The sequence below is a fragment of the Streptacidiphilus sp. BW17 genome, assembly GCF_041262485.1.
Taxonomy (GTDB): Bacteria; Actinomycetota; Actinomycetes; order Streptomycetales; family Streptomycetaceae; genus Streptacidiphilus.
In genome coordinates this window covers 38,228-55,311 of sequence record NZ_JBGCCR010000042.1, presented here as the reverse complement: position 1 = coordinate 55,311, position 17,084 = coordinate 38,228, and the positions used below count along the sequence as shown (strand labels likewise).

Annotated in this window: 19 protein-coding genes; 11 read left to right on the top strand and 8 right to left on the bottom strand. The window is 68.3% G+C overall.

Features of this window, described 5'->3' with window-relative positions; all coding sequences use genetic code 11:
* Window positions 1-279 precede the first annotated feature (279 nt).
* A complete protein-coding gene (locus ABH940_RS33340) occupies window positions 280-1,551 on the top strand; it encodes a helix-turn-helix domain-containing protein (RefSeq protein WP_370072431.1) in 1,272 nt (423 codons plus the stop codon).
* On the opposite strand, the gene cutA is transcribed toward ABH940_RS33340, so the two are convergent.
* Window positions 1,548-1,871: a divalent-cation tolerance protein CutA gene (cutA, locus tag ABH940_RS33335; RefSeq protein WP_370072433.1), complete on the bottom strand. Its 324-nt coding sequence runs from the start codon at window positions 1,869-1,871 to the stop codon at window positions 1,548-1,550. The two genes, ABH940_RS33340 and cutA, sit on opposite strands and share 4 nt — an antisense overlap.
* Before the next feature lie 553 nt (window positions 1,872-2,424).
* Between cutA and ABH940_RS33330 the strand changes: the two genes are divergently transcribed.
* On the top strand, window positions 2,425-2,871 hold the full coding sequence (locus tag ABH940_RS33330; protein WP_370106984.1) for a hypothetical protein: 447 nt from the start codon (window positions 2,425-2,427) through the stop codon (window positions 2,869-2,871).
* Window positions 2,872-2,984: 113 nt separating this feature from the next.
* On the opposite strand, the gene ABH940_RS33325 is transcribed toward ABH940_RS33330, so the two are convergent.
* Window positions 2,985-3,188, bottom strand: coding sequence for a cold-shock protein (locus tag ABH940_RS33325; protein ID WP_370106983.1), 204 nt, complete (start codon window positions 3,186-3,188; stop codon window positions 2,985-2,987).
* Window positions 3,189-3,342: 154 nt separating this feature from the next.
* Complete coding sequence (locus ABH940_RS33320; RefSeq protein ID WP_370106982.1) at window positions 3,343-4,041, bottom strand: DUF4236 domain-containing protein; 699 nt, start codon at window positions 4,039-4,041, stop codon at window positions 3,343-3,345.
* A gap of 118 nt (window positions 4,042-4,159) precedes the next feature.
* Here ABH940_RS33320 and ABH940_RS33315 point away from each other — a divergent pair, with 118 nt between their 5' ends.
* From ABH940_RS33315 to ABH940_RS33290, 6 genes are all read left to right on the top strand, one after another.
* The gene (locus ABH940_RS33315; RefSeq protein WP_370106981.1) at window positions 4,160-4,747 is read left to right on the top strand and encodes a hypothetical protein; all 588 of its coding nucleotides are present in this window, start codon (window positions 4,160-4,162) and stop codon (window positions 4,745-4,747) included.
* 66 nt (window positions 4,748-4,813) lie between these two features.
* Window positions 4,814-4,942 carry a hypothetical protein gene (locus tag ABH940_RS33310; RefSeq protein ID WP_370106980.1) on the top strand — a complete coding sequence of 43 codons (129 nt, stop codon included), beginning with the start codon at window positions 4,814-4,816 and terminating at the stop codon, window positions 4,940-4,942.
* An 84-nt stretch (window positions 4,943-5,026) separates the two neighbouring features.
* On the top strand, window positions 5,027-5,572 hold the full coding sequence (locus ABH940_RS33305; RefSeq protein ID WP_370106979.1) for a hypothetical protein: 546 nt from the start codon (window positions 5,027-5,029) through the stop codon (window positions 5,570-5,572).
* Window positions 5,573-5,652: 80 nt separating this feature from the next.
* On the top strand, window positions 5,653-5,820 hold the full coding sequence (locus tag ABH940_RS33300) for a hypothetical protein (RefSeq protein WP_370106978.1): 168 nt from the start codon (window positions 5,653-5,655) through the stop codon (window positions 5,818-5,820).
* A 477-nt stretch (window positions 5,821-6,297) separates the two neighbouring features.
* Entirely contained in the window at window positions 6,298-7,440 is a 1,143-nt protein-coding gene (locus ABH940_RS33295) for a hypothetical protein (RefSeq protein WP_370106977.1), read from the top strand.
* A 297-nt stretch (window positions 7,441-7,737) separates the two neighbouring features.
* Window positions 7,738-10,701 carry a PDZ domain-containing protein gene (locus ABH940_RS33290; protein ID WP_370106976.1) on the top strand — a complete coding sequence of 988 codons (2,964 nt, stop codon included), beginning with the start codon at window positions 7,738-7,740 and terminating at the stop codon, window positions 10,699-10,701.
* Window positions 10,702-10,832: 131 nt separating this feature from the next.
* On the opposite strand, the gene ABH940_RS33285 is transcribed toward ABH940_RS33290, so the two are convergent.
* Window positions 10,833-11,849, bottom strand: coding sequence for a rod shape-determining protein (locus ABH940_RS33285; protein WP_370072439.1), 1,017 nt, complete (start codon window positions 11,847-11,849; stop codon window positions 10,833-10,835).
* A gap of 789 nt (window positions 11,850-12,638) precedes the next feature.
* Here ABH940_RS33285 and ABH940_RS33280 point away from each other — a divergent pair.
* Window positions 12,639-13,721 (top strand): phosphodiester glycosidase family protein, encoded by a 1,083-nt coding sequence (locus tag ABH940_RS33280; protein ID WP_370106975.1) that lies wholly within the window; start codon window positions 12,639-12,641, stop codon window positions 13,719-13,721.
* A gap of 30 nt (window positions 13,722-13,751) precedes the next feature.
* Here the strand turns inward: ABH940_RS33280 and ABH940_RS33275 are convergent, their stop codons facing one another.
* Entirely contained in the window at window positions 13,752-13,991 is a 240-nt protein-coding gene (locus ABH940_RS33275; RefSeq protein WP_370072441.1) for a hypothetical protein, read from the bottom strand.
* A 154-nt stretch (window positions 13,992-14,145) separates the two neighbouring features.
* On the opposite strand from ABH940_RS33275, the gene ABH940_RS33270 reads away from it, so the two are divergent.
* Entirely contained in the window at window positions 14,146-14,292 is a 147-nt protein-coding gene (locus ABH940_RS33270; RefSeq protein WP_370072442.1) for a hypothetical protein, read from the top strand.
* 57 nt (window positions 14,293-14,349) lie between these two features.
* Here the strand turns inward: ABH940_RS33270 and ABH940_RS33265 are convergent, their stop codons facing one another.
* Entirely contained in the window at window positions 14,350-14,493 is a 144-nt protein-coding gene (locus ABH940_RS33265; protein ID WP_370072443.1) for a hypothetical protein, read from the bottom strand.
* 151 nt (window positions 14,494-14,644) lie between these two features.
* Here ABH940_RS33265 and ABH940_RS33260 point away from each other — a divergent pair, with 151 nt between their 5' ends.
* Window positions 14,645-14,959: an antibiotic biosynthesis monooxygenase gene (locus tag ABH940_RS33260; RefSeq protein ID WP_370072444.1), complete on the top strand. Its 315-nt coding sequence runs from the start codon at window positions 14,645-14,647 to the stop codon at window positions 14,957-14,959.
* Here ABH940_RS33260 and ABH940_RS33255 read toward each other — a convergent pair.
* Window positions 14,934-15,869: a YbhB/YbcL family Raf kinase inhibitor-like protein gene (locus ABH940_RS33255; protein ID WP_370106974.1), complete on the bottom strand. Its 936-nt coding sequence runs from the start codon at window positions 15,867-15,869 to the stop codon at window positions 14,934-14,936. The two genes, ABH940_RS33260 and ABH940_RS33255, sit on opposite strands and share 26 nt — an antisense overlap.
* A 191-nt stretch (window positions 15,870-16,060) precedes the next feature.
* Window positions 16,061-16,981 carry a LysR family transcriptional regulator gene (locus tag ABH940_RS33250; protein WP_370072447.1) on the bottom strand — a complete coding sequence of 307 codons (921 nt, stop codon included), beginning with the start codon at window positions 16,979-16,981 and terminating at the stop codon, window positions 16,061-16,063.
* Window positions 16,982-17,084 lie beyond the last annotated feature (103 nt).

Sequence of the window (17,084 nt, the reverse complement as noted above, 5' to 3'; positions counted from 1 at the left end):
CCGGTAGCCAGGCGCCCGGCACTGCTGGTGCAGGTCAGGCCAGCGGTCGGCGCCAACCTTACAGGCAGGCGTCAGATAGCCACGCGGTAGAGGCCCGGCCGGTACCTCCGCCTGCTCCGTCAACTTCGCACTCACTCGCTGCTCCCAGCATCCGTTCCGGCCACACCCCTACACCGTTCAGCTTCGCGACCAGCGGTGACGGACAGTCAGGGCCACGGAAGGTGGCCAATCGCTGACGGGGGGCCAACAGGGGGCCAACAGGGGGCCAATATGGGAGCCATGGCGGAGACATTCGGCGACCTGTTACGTCGGCTGCGGGTACGCACCGGACGGTCCCAGACCGAACAGGCCGACGAACTGTGCAAGCTCATGGGTGACCCGCTCAAGAGCGTCACCCGCTCCGAGGTGTCCCGCTACGAACGCGGCAAGCGCGTTCCCCGCCCCCGCATGGTCCGTCTCTACGCCCAGTCATACGGCGTCCCCGAAGGCGAACTTCTGCGCGCCGCCGCGATTGCACGAACAGCGCGTTGCGCTTCTACGCTGGGGGAAGACGTCCCGAGCGTGGACGCCGTACCGGAGGATCCAGTGAGACGCCGCGAGTTCATGGGCGCCGCCGTCGTTGGTGTCGGCCTCGCCGCCGAGCCCTGGAGCCGCCTTTCCTTCGCCCTTGGTCGCAGCGGGCCAGCCGATTCAACGGTCTCCGCGGCGATGACCGAGCGGACCGCTGCCCTGTTCGCGGCCGAGGAACGCATGCCCGCCCGGGAGTTGTACCGGGGCCTGGCCGAGCACCTCGACCAGCTGACCGTTCTCCTGGGCGCGGGCGGACGACATCGGCGCGAGCTGCTCGTCACCGCCGGGGAGACGGCGGCGCTGGCCGGTTGGCTGGCCTTCGACATGGGCGACTTGACTGCCGCGCAGCACTACTACGGGGCAGCAGCGCAGGCCGGCCACGAAGCCGACCACTCGCCGCTCCTCGCCCTGGTCCTCGCGTACGGCAGCTACGCCGTCGACGACCCGGTCCGGGCCCGGGACATGCTCCGTGCCGCGCAGCAGCACGTACGGCAGCCCGGCTGCGCCACGGCACGCGCCTGGGTGTCCGCGCGGGAAGCCGAAGAGTCCGCGGCCATAGGCGACCGCGAAGGGGCGTTGCGTGCTCTGGAGCGCGCCCAGGCTGTGTACGACTACGCTCACCCGACGGTGGAGCAGCCGTGGGTGCGGTTCTTCTCCCGAGCCCGCCTGGACTCCATGACCGTCGCCGCGTATGCCCGCCTGGACCACCCGGACCTTGGGGAGGTCAGTGAGGCCGTGCTGCAGGCACTGCGCCCCGAGGACGCGAAGGTACGGGCGGTCATCCTCGGCGACGTCGCCCTCTCCTATGTTCAGCGCGGCGATCTGGACCGGGGCAGTCAGATCGCCCGCCAGGCGTTCGAGGTGACGATGCGCTCGGAAGCGACTCTCGGAAAGCAGCGCCTTTCGGTGGTCGCGCAGCAGCTGCCCGACCGGGGTTCCGGTGGGCGGCTGCGGGACGAACTGCGGGCGCTCCTGGGCTAGCGCGGGGCGGTCTCCGTGTCGAGCCAGGCGAGGTACTCGGCGCTGCCCTTCTCGATCGTCGCGGAGATGATCTCCGGGGTGTCATAGGTGTGCACCCGCTTGATCAGCGCTTCGAGCTCGTCGTACTTCGCCGCGGGAAGCTTGAACAGGATCCGCCACTCCTCGTCGTCCTGCACTGCACCGTCCCACCAGTACACGGAGCGGACCGGGCCGTCGATCTGCGCGCACGCTGCGGCGCGGGCCTCGACAGCTGCCTTGGCGAGCTCGGCCGCTCGCTCGGCACTGTCGGTCGTGGTCAGCACGGTCATGTGGTCGGCCATGGGTTCCCTCCCGAGATTGGTGACGGCCCGAGGCTATCCAAGGCTGGACGCCTACCGTGCCGGGTGCAGATCCCACGCAGGGCAGTCGAGTTCGGGTGGGTTCTGGCCCCCATGACCCGCGCACGCCGTACACGCTGGCCGGTCGTCACCGCTGGTGCCGGGCTCGAACCCCCAGCCGCGGCAGTGGGCACAGATGTCACGGTCGGGCGGCGGGCAGGTGCAACGGTCATGACCGGTTAACGAGCCGACAGCCTCCGGTTCCTTCGCGTCGACCTCGTCCAACGAGTGCCCAATCCCTGTACATGGGCCGTGGGTTCGCTGTGCAGTCCGACACCGGAAGCGCCCGTTCACAGTGCAAGTTGATCCTTCCCCGCGGTGACCCGCCGTCATAGCTTCTGAGACGCGCGGGGTGTACGGATTCGTACGGGAAACGAGACTCCACGCAGTCACCCGAGGCAGCCTGGACAGGCCGCTTCGCGTAAGGCTGGCCCAAGCGGCAACAACGGGGAAGTCGAGCGGCCACGACTGGCCGCGACCACATGAGGGGGAACGAATGCTCAAGCTCGGGAAGACCAAGCGCGCCATCGCCATGGCCGCAGCCACCCTGGCAATCGCCGGCGGCGCAACCATCACGGCCACGGGGAGCGCGAGCGCGGCAAGCGGGGGAGGCTGCCGTGCATGGTTCGACTACAACCCCTACGGCCAGGATGTGCAGGTGCGGCCTTGCATCAGCGCCAGCGGCAACACCATCAATGGCAGCGGCTACCTCAACGGTCTCGGGATCGTGGACGCCGTCCAACTTCGACTCATCAACGAGACCGGCTCGATCGTGCAGACGTGGCAGGAGTCCTGTTCCGAGGACTCCGCGCAGGACTGCACGGTCGCGGACAACATGTCGTTCGGATGGGAGCCCACGGGCCACACGTACTACGTGGAGATGTTCACCAGCATCGGTGGAAACTGGTACGGCCCCATAGAATCGCCGGCGCTCCACACTTGACCTGCTAGCGATGTAGCGGACCGGAAAGGCCACCGACGGCACGTCCCGGTTCCCGAGCAGGGCAAGAGCCCCGGCGCCCTTGATCGGCGGCCGGGGCCTCTCCGCGGCTGGGGTCAGCCTCGGACGATGTTCGCGGCCTGAGGGCCCTTCTGGCCCTGCTCGACGTCGAAGGTGACGGTCTCGCCCTCGACGAGCTCGCGGTAGCCGTTGCCGCTGATCGCGGAGTAGTGCGCGAAGACGTCCGGGCCGCCGCCGGCCTGCTCGATGAAGCCGAAGCCTTTCTCCGAGTTGAACCACTTCACGGTGCCCTGAGCCATGCTGATCTCCCATTCGGGACGAGGGTGGGAGCTGTCCCCCATCCCTGAGTTGGTCGCGTCCTCGAACAGCAGGTGAAGCGGTACGGCGGACAGCGAACTACGGGAGCGACCGTACCCAGGACCGCGCCGTCACGAACCTGCCCAGCCCACTGTGCTACAGCTGGAACAGCGGGTCGTGGGCTGTGATCTCGCGCAGCCACTTCAACGTCTTCAAGTTCAGGCTGCCTGCAAAGAGCGTCTCGCCGTCCGAGGCGTCCTCGATGATCAGCTTGTTCGAGAAGGCGCTGCTGCGCAGCCGGATCACCACCGAGGGGCTGCGGTCACTGCCGTTCGCCAGGGCACCGCGCAGGGCCTGCTTCGAGTGGAGCAGCAGGATCCGCTGGTTGGTGAGGATGAGCGTGTCTCGGAGCGGGCTCAGGTTGTTGATCCGCACCATCAGCAGCATCTGCTCGCCGGGCTTGGCGATGATCAGCATGAGGCCGGCGACGGTCTCGGCTGTGGCCGGGCTGATCCGTGGATCCCGGGTCGGGAGGATGCGGCCGGTGGCGCGCCACGACGCGCGAACCTGCTCGACCGTCGGCAACTTTGGCTGCGGCGGCGCGGACGGCCTCGGGGCGCTCGTGCGCGGCGCAGCGGCGGGTTTGGCTGTGGCCTTACGCGTGGTTGTCTTCTTGCCGCTGGTCGACGTGGGGCGCAGCCCGGTGCCCGGGGCTGAGAGCGTGGTCTGGACGCGGCCGTTGGCGCGTTTGGTGACCCGCATCCCCTTCACGCCGGCGCTGTAGCTGATCCCGGACTTGGACGCGGTCACGCGGAACGGTCCGGCCTTGAATGACTTGCGGTAGTTGAAGCCCATGTGCCCCCCTTGGCAGTGTGTAGGGCAGCGTAGAACGATTCCGCTTGTGGCGTCAGTGTGTTGGAGGCAATGGCCTTGACTGCCTGTTTCCAGACCCAGTGCGGCACAGTAGGCGGCTATGGATCCAACTATCACCGGAGCCCTGATCGGCGCGGGTGGGTCGCTGGCCATCTTCATTGGCGGTATCGCGACCAACTCCATCTCCAACCGAGGAGCTGCCAAATCAGCAGCACAGCAGCAAGCGCGGTCAGCGGTGCAAGAGCTCATACAGGCGGCCCTCGATCTGCAGCTGGCACTGGTCGCTTGGGAAACACGCTGGCGGGATAGGAGCGTGGTGACCGGCACCATCGCGCGAGCCGTGACGCAGGTGATCGCCGGGAACCAGGAAGGTCACCTATTCCACGGCATGGCGACAGGGCTTGGTACGGCAGCCGAATGGCGTGGGGCTGCCGACGGCGCCCAAGAGACCATCGTGCTGGGTCCGATGTCTCGCATGACGGCAGCGACCGCCCACATCTCGATGCTCCAGGACGCGCCTTTGCGAGAGGCGTCAAATGGCGTGGTAATGGCCTTGGCTGAGTTGATGACTGCCTATGGAAGCAAGCCGAAGTCGCCGGAGCGCCGCAACGCGGAGCGGCGTGTAGGGGAAGCGTTGGGCAAGGTCGGCGACGCAGCCCGCGCGTACGACGGCAGGGCGCGACGCTAGGCGGCGGAGACGACTTGGCCCCGCTGCCCATGATGGGCAGCGGGGCCATCTGCCTATCCTTGTCAGGTGCCGGTGATCAGGCGCTTCGTCTGCGTCAGTAGCGCTCCGGCCGACTGGATTTCCGCCACGGCGTTGCTGATCTCCGATGAGTTGCTGTCGCTGATCCCGCCGTTGCAGTCCCGCCAGCCCTGCTGAAGCGTCTGGAGTGCCGAACTCCAGGCGTTCTGCGCTGCAGGGTTCGGGATCGGCGGAAGGCCTTGCGCGACGGTCCCGTCGGCCGTGAGCGACAGGCAGTCCGCGTTCAAGTTGTCGCTGTTGCTCTGGTCAGCGGTGACACTGCTGACGTCGCCCTGCAGCGTACTGATCACGCCGCCGTTCGCCTTTTACCAGGAGGCCGCGCTCGCCTTCGGCGTGCTAGGGCTGGGCTTGGGCGTCGACGGCGTGGCCGTGGCCGTGATCGTGCCGTGGATGGTGATGCTGGCCGAGGGCCGGGAGTCGCTAGAAGGTGTCGCGGTGGTGCTGGCGCATCCGGCGAGGGTGAACACGCACACAGTCGCGATGAGGGTGATGATCCTATTCACCTCGGCAGTGTCCCGCATTTGTGAAGGATATGTGACGATGGTCCGGGTGATGCGCGTTGACTACCGCTCAGGAGCATCCCAGCAGAGCTCTGCGGCCCGTTCCCGGGAGGCGCGCTCAGCTGAGCGTCCGACCTTCCTCTCGGAGCTGCCCCGTAGCGTCGTTTCAGCGCACCACGCCCGTGCGGGCCCCACAACGCGCGACAGGCCGGCTGCTCCCAATGCACAAGCGGAGCGCTCGGCCTGACTTCACGCAGCCCCGCATCCCGGACACCTGCCGGCTGCCACGATGGCGGGACCAGCAGTCATTCGAACGGGGTAGCGAACATGTCTAACTACGTAGGCGGCGGTGCAAGCAGCGGCGACGACGCGAACAGCAACCCGGGGCCCGACGCCGACGAGGCCCAGGAACAGCCGACTGCGGAGGTGCAGCCAGCCGTGGGAGAGCCGGCAGCAGACCGCGGCATCACCGACCCCTCGGAGATCAGCGGCTGAACCAGCAAGCACAGCGCGACAGGCCGGGTCGGCTCCGACGCACGTGATCGGCCCGGCCGACGCGCTCCCCGTAATGCTGCTACGACCGTAGGATGCGCGCACCACACAGGCATTGGGGGCATCGCGTTTGCGAACCGCGCGCTCGAACTGGTCATCCTGCTCGTCATCATCGGCAGGTGGGCACCCCCGCCAGACTTGCTCGCGGGCGTGTCCACCCTGCCGCCACCCGGCTGATCCTTCCGCGTGCCGGTGATCGCTGATGGGTTGTCCCTGACTACGGTGTGCGCACGAAGTGTGGTGCTCAATCCCAAGGGTGTGCTCATGCGGTTCGTTGCCAGTCGTCTCCTTCCCGCCAGGGCCTTGATGGCGGTGTGCGGCACAGCGGCCGTGCTCGCTCCCTCCGTCGCGACCGGCCCTCTCGCCGCCGCCGTTGCCTCCCCCGCGGACGCTGCGGGCCGCGGAGGCATGGTCATCAACGTGACGACCGCGGAGGTCGGCGCGCCAGGGAATCGGGCGGTCGGCGTTGTCCCGTTCACGGACGCGGTCTACCGATCGTGCGCTGACGCGCCCCCGGGTTCGGCCGACTGCGTGACGGTCGGGGGCGTCGCCCGACCCTACGAGATCGGCAAGTTCGAGGTCACCGTCGAGCAGTGGGTGGCCTTCCTGAACACGGCCGACCCGAGCGGCAGCGATCCGCATGGGCTCTACGACGAGACGGAAAGTTCGTCCGCGTGGCCGAAGTACGGGCAGATCAACTTCTCCGGGAGCGCCCAGCCTGGCCGGCACTACTCGGTGGCCTATCCGCAGTGGGCCGACAAGCCATACGGGTTCGCGAACTTCCTGCGGGCGGCACGCTTCGTCAATTCGCTCTACAACGGGCGGGTGATCTCCAAGACGACCGCTCAGAGCGGCGACTTCCGGTACGTCAGCTACCGTGTCCAGCTGTCTGGGCGCACGGAGAACGGAATGTACGACCTGTCCGATCCGAACGCGGTCCGGACTCACAACACCGGGTTCGTCGTGCCGAGTCAGGACGAGTGGATCAAGGCGGCCTACTACGATCCCCGCGGTGGCGGCACCTTCAGCTACTGGAAGTATCCGACGAACCCGGGCGTCTTCGGTGACGGGGACGCAACCGCCCCTCAAACCACCGTCCTCAACCCGACGACAGGCGACGTCACCAACGCGTCGACCCAGCCGCTGGCTTCCTACCACGCCGATGGCAAGCCCGCGCCGAGCTGGTGCCCCGGGCAGGTGTCGCGCCAGGCGTGCGCAACGGTCAACCCGCTGGGGCTGGACCCGATCGCGTATGCAGCGCTCTACCAAGGAAGCCTCAGCTCGGTCGGCCAGGCGCTCACGCCCTCACCGTGGGGCACGTTCGACCAGGGCGGTAACGCCGTCGAATGGACCGACACGATCACGCCGCCCCCGTCCGGGGGGAGCTCGGTGCGGGTGTGGCGGAGGCTGCACGGCGGGATCTCCAACTCGTCGGCGTACCAGATGTGGCCCTCCGCGGTCGGACTGCAACCACAGGACAACGTCTTCTTCAACCACGCCTACCCGTGGCTGGGCATCCGGATCGGAGTGATCGGTGACCTGACGCCCTGTCAGCCGCAGTGAGCGATGTCCACCACGAGGATCGAGGTGCCTGCGTGACATGCCCCGCTCCGCCTCCGCCGTGACGTCGGCGTCGCCGCATCGGACGGCGGCGGCCAGGAGGCGCGTGGGTGCCCTGTGCTCCAGCGCATACATCGGATGTTGCCGGTGGATCGTCGACCAGTCACAGTCGCCGAAGGAGCCAAGTCACCCGATGAATCGGGCTGATTCTTGCGCGGACCGTAGACCAAATGCTTTGAACCGTTATACACATCGGATGTATCGCCATCGCAGTGCTCGTTCAAGCACTAGGGAGATCCGATGTTCAGGCCCATGTGGGCGAAAGCGTTCGTCGCGGCAGCGGTGGTCGCCACCGGGATCGTGACACCGACGGTTGCCTCTGCGAGCCCATCGCCGAAGGTCATCTACGCGGCGGAGGGCGGCACAGGTCAGGCGTGCAGCCAGCGCCTGCCGTGCTCGCTGGCAGGCGCTCAGAAGCGCGAGCGTCAGGTTCTCGCCAGCGGCGAGGGCAAGCACAAGGACGTCGTCGTCGAGCTCTCCGGCGGCACCTACTATCTCGCGTCGCCGCTGCAGTTCGGCCCGCAGGATTCCGGCCAGAACGGTCACACCGTGACCTGGACCGCAGCCCCCGGGGCGGAGGTGACGATCAGTGGGGGCCGCCTGCTGCACCCGGACTGGCAGCCCGTCGACACCGGAAGCAAGATCATGGAGGCGACCGTTGCGAGGGGCCTGAGCGTCGATGGCCTCTTCGTCAACGGGCGGCGTCAGATCCTGGCACGCTATCCGAACTACGACCCCACGGCTTCTCGCCTCGGAGGATCGACGACGCTCGCAGACCTCAACCAGGAGTCGGCCAAGTGGGCGGACCCGTCGACCGCGCTGGTGCGCGGCATGCACTGCGGCGACTGGGGCAGCGTCTCGTTCACCGTCAGCGGACGCAGCAACAACGCCCTCGACCTGCACTACGTCGGGGACAACAACCGGGGCCAGGACTGCGGCCTGAGCGTCGGCAACGGACCTGGCAGCGTGGGCCCGGTCATGGTCGAGAACGTCAAGGAAGAACTGGACTCACCCGGCGAGTGGTACTACGACGGCACCAGCGGCCAGTTGCTGTACTACCCGCCAGCCGGCACCGACCTGACCACCGCGACCGTGGAAACCGCGGAACAGGATCAGCTGATCACGCTGACCGGCACGTCCGTCAAGCACCCGGTACAGAACATCACCTTCAACGGACTGCACTTCACCGACACGCACCGGACGCTGTTCGACAGCACCTTCCAAAGCGACGCCAAGGGTGACTGGGCGATCGTGCGCAAGGGCGCCGTCTACATGAAGAACGCCGCCGACATCACGGTGACCAACTCGTTCTTCGACCAACTCGGCGGCAACGGCGTCTTCATGGACGGCTACAACAGCGGCGACGTGATCAGCAACAACACGTTCGAGTCCGACGGCGCCACGGACGTGCAGATCGTCGGCTCTCCGGACGCGGTGCGCGACTACTCGGACAACTACCACGACTCGGTCCCCGTCGATGACACCGGCGCTGGGCCGAAGAGCGAGAACTACCCTCGCGACATCGTCGTGAAGAACAACCTCATGGAGAACATGGGGCAGTTCGAGCTGCAGTCGTCCGGAGTGAACATCTCCATGAGCATGGACGTCACCGTCGACGCAAACACCATCGACGGGAGCCCGCGCGCTTGCCTCAACATCGAGGACGGCACCTGGGGCGGGGACAGCATCGAGAACAACGACCTCTTCAACTGCGTCCAGCAGACCGGCGACAACGGATCGATCAACGTCTGGGGCCGTTCTCGGTTCTGGGCGAGCTCCGGCAACAACACCCTCGCCGCGGGCACCTCCTTCGAAGGAAGCACCGGTACTCAACTGACCGACAGCCAGGCCAAGGACCTGATGAAAGTCGACGTCGTCAAGCCGATCACCATCGCGCACAACCGCTTCTGGCACGACGGCGACTGGGCGATCGACCTGGACGACGGCTCCTCGAACTTCAACATCACGGACAACCTGCTTCTCAAGGGCGGCATCAAGCTCCGCGACGGCTTCGACCGAACCGTGCAGAACAACCTGCTCGTCAACGGGAGCATCTTCGAACAGGTCAGCCACAGCAACGACGGCGACGTCATCCAGCACAACATCACGCTCGGCGGCCAGGCCTACAGCAACGTCCTGAACAACCCCGTGACCGCCAAGTACACGGTCGACGACAACGTGTTCTGGAACGACGGGAACGTGGTCAACGTCAACCCGGACGGCCACGGCAACCAGTTGCTGTCCGCGGACGGCACGACCATCAACGCCCAGTCGTCCTGGGTGCAGGACGGCATGGACGTCCACTCCCTCGTCGCCGACCCGAAGTTCACCGCCGCCGACCCCGCGGCCACCTATGACTTCACCGTGGCAGCCGACTCGCCCGCGCTCGGCATCGGCTACAACAACTTCCCGATGACCGGCTTCGGTGCCACGGGCGCACCTCTGCCGCCCAAGGCCGTCCTCCCGTACGGACCCGGCTCCGGCGGCGGGACTCCGCCCCCGCCAAGCCTGATCACGCAGCCCGAGATGCTGATGGGAGCCACAGCCACCAACATCCCCTCGCTCGCCGTGCAGTCCTCCCTCGGGCTCACCAACGACTACGGGCTCTACCTGGCAGATGTTCCGGCCGGCTCCTACGCCGCCCAGAAGAGCCTGCAGACCGGCGACGACATCACAGCCATCAACGGCAACCAGGTCACCGATGACCGCAACACGTTCTGGCAGCCCTACAACAAGCTGGCGGCGGGCGCTCCGATCACGCTGACAGTGCGACGCGGGCAGAGCGACGTCACGGTCCAACTGGCCAAGACCACCCAGCCCGAGGAGCTGAACGACACCTCCGGAGTGGTCTACACCAACACCGGCCCCTCCGGAAGCGGCTGGGTCTGGCGCGGCAGCGCCACGGGAGGGGCCCAGTCCTACCTCAACGACATCTGGGCCACGCAGAACGCCGGCGACTCCTGGAGCCTCACCTTCAACGGCACCGGCCTCGACATCATCTCCGAGACGAACACCGACGAAGGAGACGTCAATCTGGCGATCGACGGCGCACCCTACAAGACGGTCAGCTTCGTCACGCCGTCTCGGGTGTACCAGGGGACCGTCGTCTCCATCTCCGGTCTTCAGCCCGGCGTGCACACCATCACCGGCACCATGGTCAACGGCAACTACATGATCGTGGACGCCTTCCTCACCCATCCGTGACCGTTCCTATCCAGTTGTCCCGAGGCCTGTCGGCCTCACCCCGCGGACGGGAAAATGAGGGCGGGTGCCCGTCCGGATGAGTTGGGCCGATCGCAGGACGTGGGTCCGGAAGCCCGGGTTCGAGCCGGGCTTCAGGACCGGAGTGCGAGTTCGAAGGCGCGTTCGGGGGACTGGGCCAGCAGCCCGAGCCCTGCGGCGGTGCGGGAGCCCGGCTCGTCCGCGACCCGGACTGGCACGCCGAGTGCCGTCTGCAAGCAGCGGTGCAGCCAGTGGCCGCGCGCCAGGCCGCCGGTCAGGACCAGTCCCTCCTCGGCGATGTGCGATCGCAGCTCGGTCGGGCAGCGGGTGAGCATCCTTCGGACGGCATCCGTCAGCTCGGCCAGGACGGGCAAGCACACGTGATGGATCTCCTCCCGGTGCACGTGCACGACCTGGTTGGTGTTGTCGCCCACGTTCCGCCCCCGGGCCTTCAACGGCGCTGGGGAGGGGGCCTCGTCACGGGCGTCTGCGCCGATCCGCAGCTGCTCGGCCGCGACCAGCACGAGAGCCACCTGGTGTTCTCGCCGGACCCAGCCTGCCACGGCCTGGTCGAGGAGGTCCCCGCCGACCGGCAGTGACATGGCGTCGACCATGCGACCGCGCGCGAACACGGCGAGTTCGCTGGTCCCCGCGCCGACATCGACGAGCATCCCGTCGCTCCCGTCCAGGAACGGCAGCGCACCGCCCAGCGCCGCAGCGACGGGGGAGGGGACGACCACGGCACGGGCGGCTCCCACCTGCACGATCGCCTGTTCCAGGGCCCGGACCTGCATCGTGGAGCAGTCGGCCGGAGCGGAGGTCACCACGAGCGGACGCCGCGCCCACCGCGACGACCGGGCGTGGTCGAGCGCATGCCGGGCCAGCATCCGGGCGGCCTCGAAATCGGTTACCCGCCCTGCCTCCACCGCGCGCCGGACGGCGAAGCCCTGCGGGGCGCGCCCGATCATGTTCTTCGCCCTGGTCCCCACCGCGCATGCGCGGCCCTCGAACTCATCGAGGGCGACGAGAGAGGGTTCGTCCAGCACTACTCCGCGCTTCGGATGCCAGGCGCGGATCCGCGACGTTCCCAGGTCGATGGCAGCCAGCGGGGTCGTCCAGCCACGTTGCACGAGCCTTCCTCTCCTCAGCGCACAGCCGCCGCTTCGAGCCGGGCCGCAACCGTCGCGGGCGCGCGTCCGGCCCGGTCAGGGCCAGGCACCAGCCTGCCCTGCCTTCACGTGCGCGCGCCAAGCAGGAACGCCGATCGGAGCAACCGTCGTCCGGGGCCGGGCCGGCCGCATCCGACCGCCGTCAGGCCTGGGCGGTGCGCGGGTCCTCCGTGGGGATGCGGGCGAAATCGGGCCGCTGCGGCCCCTGCCGGCTCGGCCCTGCCTTGCTGAGCCCGCGACGGTCCCGTCCTCACCCGGGGCCGCGCCCACCGGACGCTGACAGTAGGGGGAGCTGTGCGCCCCCTTGCGCGGCGGGTTCCCACGGGCGCGCTCCTACCGGCGGCGCACCCTCGCGCCGTCGAGGCGTCACTTGCCGGGCGGGCGCCGGGTTCGGGAGCCGACCGCGATCAATTCGCAGCCCCGGCCACTGTCCGCCCGCGCCCGTGCAGCCCGAGTGGCGTGGCGGTGCAGGGGCAGGTTGCATGGGTTCGGCGGAGGTGCCGGTGGCCGGCGACCGGGCGTCCGAAGGGACATCGTTCGAGGCAGGGGAGTCGAAGCGCCATGCAGGAGCAAGACGGTACGAGCGTGTCCAACCTCGACGACGAGGGGGTGAGCCGCGGCCCGCTGCCTCCGCCACGACGTTCGCCATGGTCCCGGTGGATACCCGGCCGCTCCATATCGCGCCGTCCGCTCACCCGCAGAAGGCGGATATGGCGGCGCGTCTGGCGGTCAGCGCTCGCGGTGGTCCTGGTGTGCGCCCTGTGGGTCGGCTACTCCGTGTACGGCGCGCTCGCCGCGCCGGGCACGGACAGCACGGCGGCCCGCCTGGCCGAGTGGGGCAGGGGACACGGGTTGAACTGGGCGATCGACTGGCTCGAAGTGCAGACGTACACGCCGCCGAAGGTCGGCGGAACCGTTCCACCGGACGCGCTGGCACGGATGCGCGCCGCGCAACAGCAGCAGGCGCTGGCAGGCAAGTCGGCGATCGCCCTGCACCCACCGGTCCGACCGCTTGTCGACCCACCGTTGCTGGGCGAGGGGGACTTCAGCACACTGGTCGAGGTCAACGGCCGAAGCGTGGTGCAGAGCGCCACGATGCGACCGGACACCCAGTACACCTCGTTCCCCGTGGGCGTGGTGTGGATGAAGCAGAGCGCCCTCTCCTTCGCGCTCCACCCCGGTTTCCAGGAACCGGGCGGACAATGGGCCGTACCCGACACAGTGCCGCCCGGGCAGCGCAGCGGCCTGGTCGCCACGTTCAACGGCGGCTTCAAGGTGTCCAACGGCGACTCGCACGGCGGGTTCCTCCTCAACGGCCAGACCGTGGGGTCCCTGCGCGACGGCGCCGCGTCCGAGGTCTTCTACAAGGACGGCTCACTGCGGGTCGGAGTGTGGGGGCAGGACGTGCGGATGACGCCCGACGTGGTCGGAGTCCGGCAGTGCCTGGTGCCACTGGTCGCCCACGGACAGGTCACGCAGCAGGTCTACGACGGCGGCACGGCGACGTGGGGGTTCACCGACCAGGGCATGCCGTTCGTGCCACGCTCCGGAGTGGGAATCGACAAGAACGGCGACATCGTCTACGTCGGCGGCAGGGTCCTGTCCGTGCAGACACTCGCGGTGCTGCTCCAGCGCGCGGGAGCCGTCACGGCCATGATGCTCGACATCAACCTCAGCTGGCCCTCCTTCATCTCCTACGACGGAACCCACGACACCGCGGACCCGACCCCGCACAATCTGGTCAACTTCGTCCGCCCGGCCGACCGTTACTACCAGCCCTCGAGCCGCGACTTCGTTGCTGTCTACGCCCGTGCCCAAAGCCGGAAGCCGTAGGCCGCGCGCGCAGGTCGGTCCGTGGCGGCCCTACTCCCAGACGTCGGGGCCGCCACCCTGCCACTCGACCATGCTCCTCGACTCGAGATCGAGCTCGTACAGGCCGGCGCGGCGACAGAACTCCGCCACATCGCCGAGGCTGTACGCGTCGCCGACGTGGGTCCCGAGGATGTCGACGCGGCGGAACGGACGCGGAGCACCCTGCGTGACGAGCGGGTGCACGACGACGTGCGCGTGATGGTGCTCGGTGAAGGGCGTTTCATCGGTCATGGCCCCAACCTGCCCCAGCCGGGGACCGGCGGCATCCGCGCTGCGCACGCTGGTCACGGTCCGTGCCCACCCGAACGGACGCGACAGAGCGCCACGGGCTTCCGCTGCTGTTGAGCTGAGCACGCACCCGATCCACCGAGCGAAGGAGTGCGCCATGAAGCAGAACGGGACCACCCCGCCGAACCCCGAGGCTGACGACGATCTCGACCTGTTCGATGATCTGGACGGCCCGGACGGAACGCAGCCTGTCTTCGACGACGAGTTCGGCGATCTCGACGCGCTCACCGACGAGTGGCCGTAGGCCGCGACCAGGACGAGAAGACGCCCCCGATGCAGACCCCATGTGCATCGGGGGCGGTCACACGCCCTGAGTGCGGCGGGCGATGGCGGCTTCGTCCCACACCGACGCGGGCTCCCCACGGCTGGTCTCGGTTTCGGCGACGTGCTCGCTGACGATCTCCGCATCGAGATCCGCGAGGGCTTCGGGCTCGGTGTCGTCCATGCCGGCGGACGGTACGCCGTCCGTGTTGCGCCGGGATGTCGTTGCCGGGTGCTGCGGCACAGCGCCGCGCGCGTCGGGCAGGTTGGGCGCGCGGGGCTTAGCGTGACGACAGAGAAGCGCTCATCGCGGAATCGTCGGCAAGGGGTTGATCATGACCGGGTGGGTACTGGCCGAGGTCAACGCGAAGGTCGCCGCTGAACACGAAGATCGCCTGATCGCCGCCTACCGCCGGGTGCTCGCCCGGCCGCTACCCGACGGCCTGATCCAGACCGAGCTACTGCGCGGCCCGGATGGATCCTGGCGTGTGCAGACCCTCTGGCGGGACAGGGCCGCTATGGACGCTGAGCGAGCGTCGTCCGAAGGGACGGCGGCGCCTCGCCTCTTCCACGAGATCGACGCCGCACCCGAGTTCGCGGTCTTCGAAGTGGTGGCTGAGTGGATCACCGCAGAGCCGGAGGGCCAGTAGTAACGACATGCGCGACAGAGGGGGCGCCCTCGCGGACGAGCTCCGCAAGAGCGGGCGGGTTGGATCGAGCAGGCCCGGCGTTACCCGGGCTTCGCGGAGTACGCGCGCCAGGCGGCGGGGGTCCGCACCATTCCCGTGCTCGAACTGCGGCGGGCCTAGAGGGGAGGGCCGGTAAGTCCGGCCCCCCGAGTGGCGACTTGACGGTATGTCCCTTGATGGCGGTGGGGCACACGATCGTGGCGCGGGCGACGGTGTGGCTGTCGATCTCGAAGGTGAACAGGGCACCGCTGGTGGTTGCGCCGAGTCCGGTGCTGGACTCGTTCAGGGCGGTGACGGTGATGTAGTAGTCGTGGATGCCGGAGCCTGCGGGCGGGGCGCCGCCGATGTAGCGGGCCATGCCCGCGTCCCCGTCGAGCTGGATCGCTCCGGCCGGCAGGGTGGTGGAGGCCAGTGCGCCCGCATTCTGCGGCAGGGAGGTGGCGGTGGCCGGGATGTCCTCCACGATCCAGTGCCAGAAGCCGCTTCCGGTCGGCGCCTCCGGGTCGTACATCGAGACCACGAAGCTCTTGGTGGTCTTGGGGAAGCCGGACCAGGACAGTTCCGGGGAGACGTCCTTTCCGCCGGGCACTCCGAATACCCCCGAGAGCTGCGCGAGCGGGAGCGGATGCCTGTTGCGCACAGTGGCGCTGACCACCTTGAAGGACGGCACCTTCGGCAGGAACTCGTACGGGTTCGGAAGGCTGTGGTGGTGCGAGTGCTCCTGGGTCTGAGCCTGAGCCTGCGTCTCGGCCTGGGCCGAGGCGGAGGTGCTGCTGGCCGCGGCGCTGCCCGCACTGGCGTAGTAGGCGGTGCCCGCGCCGATCCCGAGTGCCGCGGTGATGAGAGCCACCCTCAGCTTGCTGACCTTCATTGGTGTGTTCCTTCCCAAGGATGCGCAAGGGCCGTCAGCTGACGGGGCCAACGCCATCAACTTGGTCGACTTTGCCCGCGTCTGCGGCTTGAGAAGGATCGTTCCTGACTCCATGTCATATGTCCAACAAGTGGATTGAATGCTCTCCATAACTTGAATACATGGACAAGGTGACGCCCGGTGCAGGACCGCTACGCCGGCAGCGCTCCGAGTCGTTCGGTGATGTGGGTCGGGGTGACCAGGGTCTCGACGGAGATCGCGGAGACGAACGCCGCGGTGATCGGGTCCGGGCGTACCCGGGTGTAGACCGCGAGCGGGCGCAGCACGGGCGGGTCGGGGCGCAGGAGGATGCCGTCGAAGTGCGGGGGGACGATGTTGCCGGGCAGCAGGGCGAGGCCGATTCCGGCGTGGGCCAGGCTGAGTGCGGACGGGCTCTGTTCGGTGCGCACGGAGAGCTTGGGGGTGAAGCCGGCCTGTTCGCAGGCCCGGTTGAGGATGTCGGACAGGCCGCTGCGCGCGGTGTAGTGCACCCATTCCTCTTCGGCGAGGTCGGAGAACGGGACGCGTGCGCCGTCGGGGTAGGGGAGCTGGCCGGGGGCGGCGGCGACGACGAACTCCTCGTCGCCGATTATCCGGCAGGGTCCCTCCCAGCCGGGCGGGGTGGGGCCGACCGCGACATCGGCCTGGCCCGCCTCCATGGCCGCGACCAGTTCGTCGGCGTGGGGGAACTCGACGAGGTGGACCTGGAGTTCGGGGTAGCTGCGCCGCCAGGTGCGCAGTGCGCCGGGCAGGACTCCGGTGCTGATCGAGTAGAGGGTGCCTACGTGCAGTTCGCCGGTCTCCACTCCGGAGGCCCGGCGCGCGGCGCTGGAGGCGCGCTGCGCGTGAGCCAGGCTGGCCCGGGCGTGCGGCAGGGCGGTGCGGCCGGCCGGGGTGAGGCGGACCTTGCGCGGCAGGCGTTCGAGCAGCGGGCCGCCGAGTTCACGCTCCAGGGCTTGGATCTGGTGGGACAGGCCCGGCTGGCTCACGCAGAGCAGTTCGGCCGCGCGGGTGAAGGAGCCCTCGTCGACGACGGTGACGAAGTACTCGAGTTGGCGCAGGGAAATTGCCATGCACAAAATCTATCACTCTGAGAACTTCTATTTGTTGGACATATGGATCGGGGTCGCAGGAGGATAAAAGCCACGCCACCGGAGCGGTGGCGGGCGAGCTCTA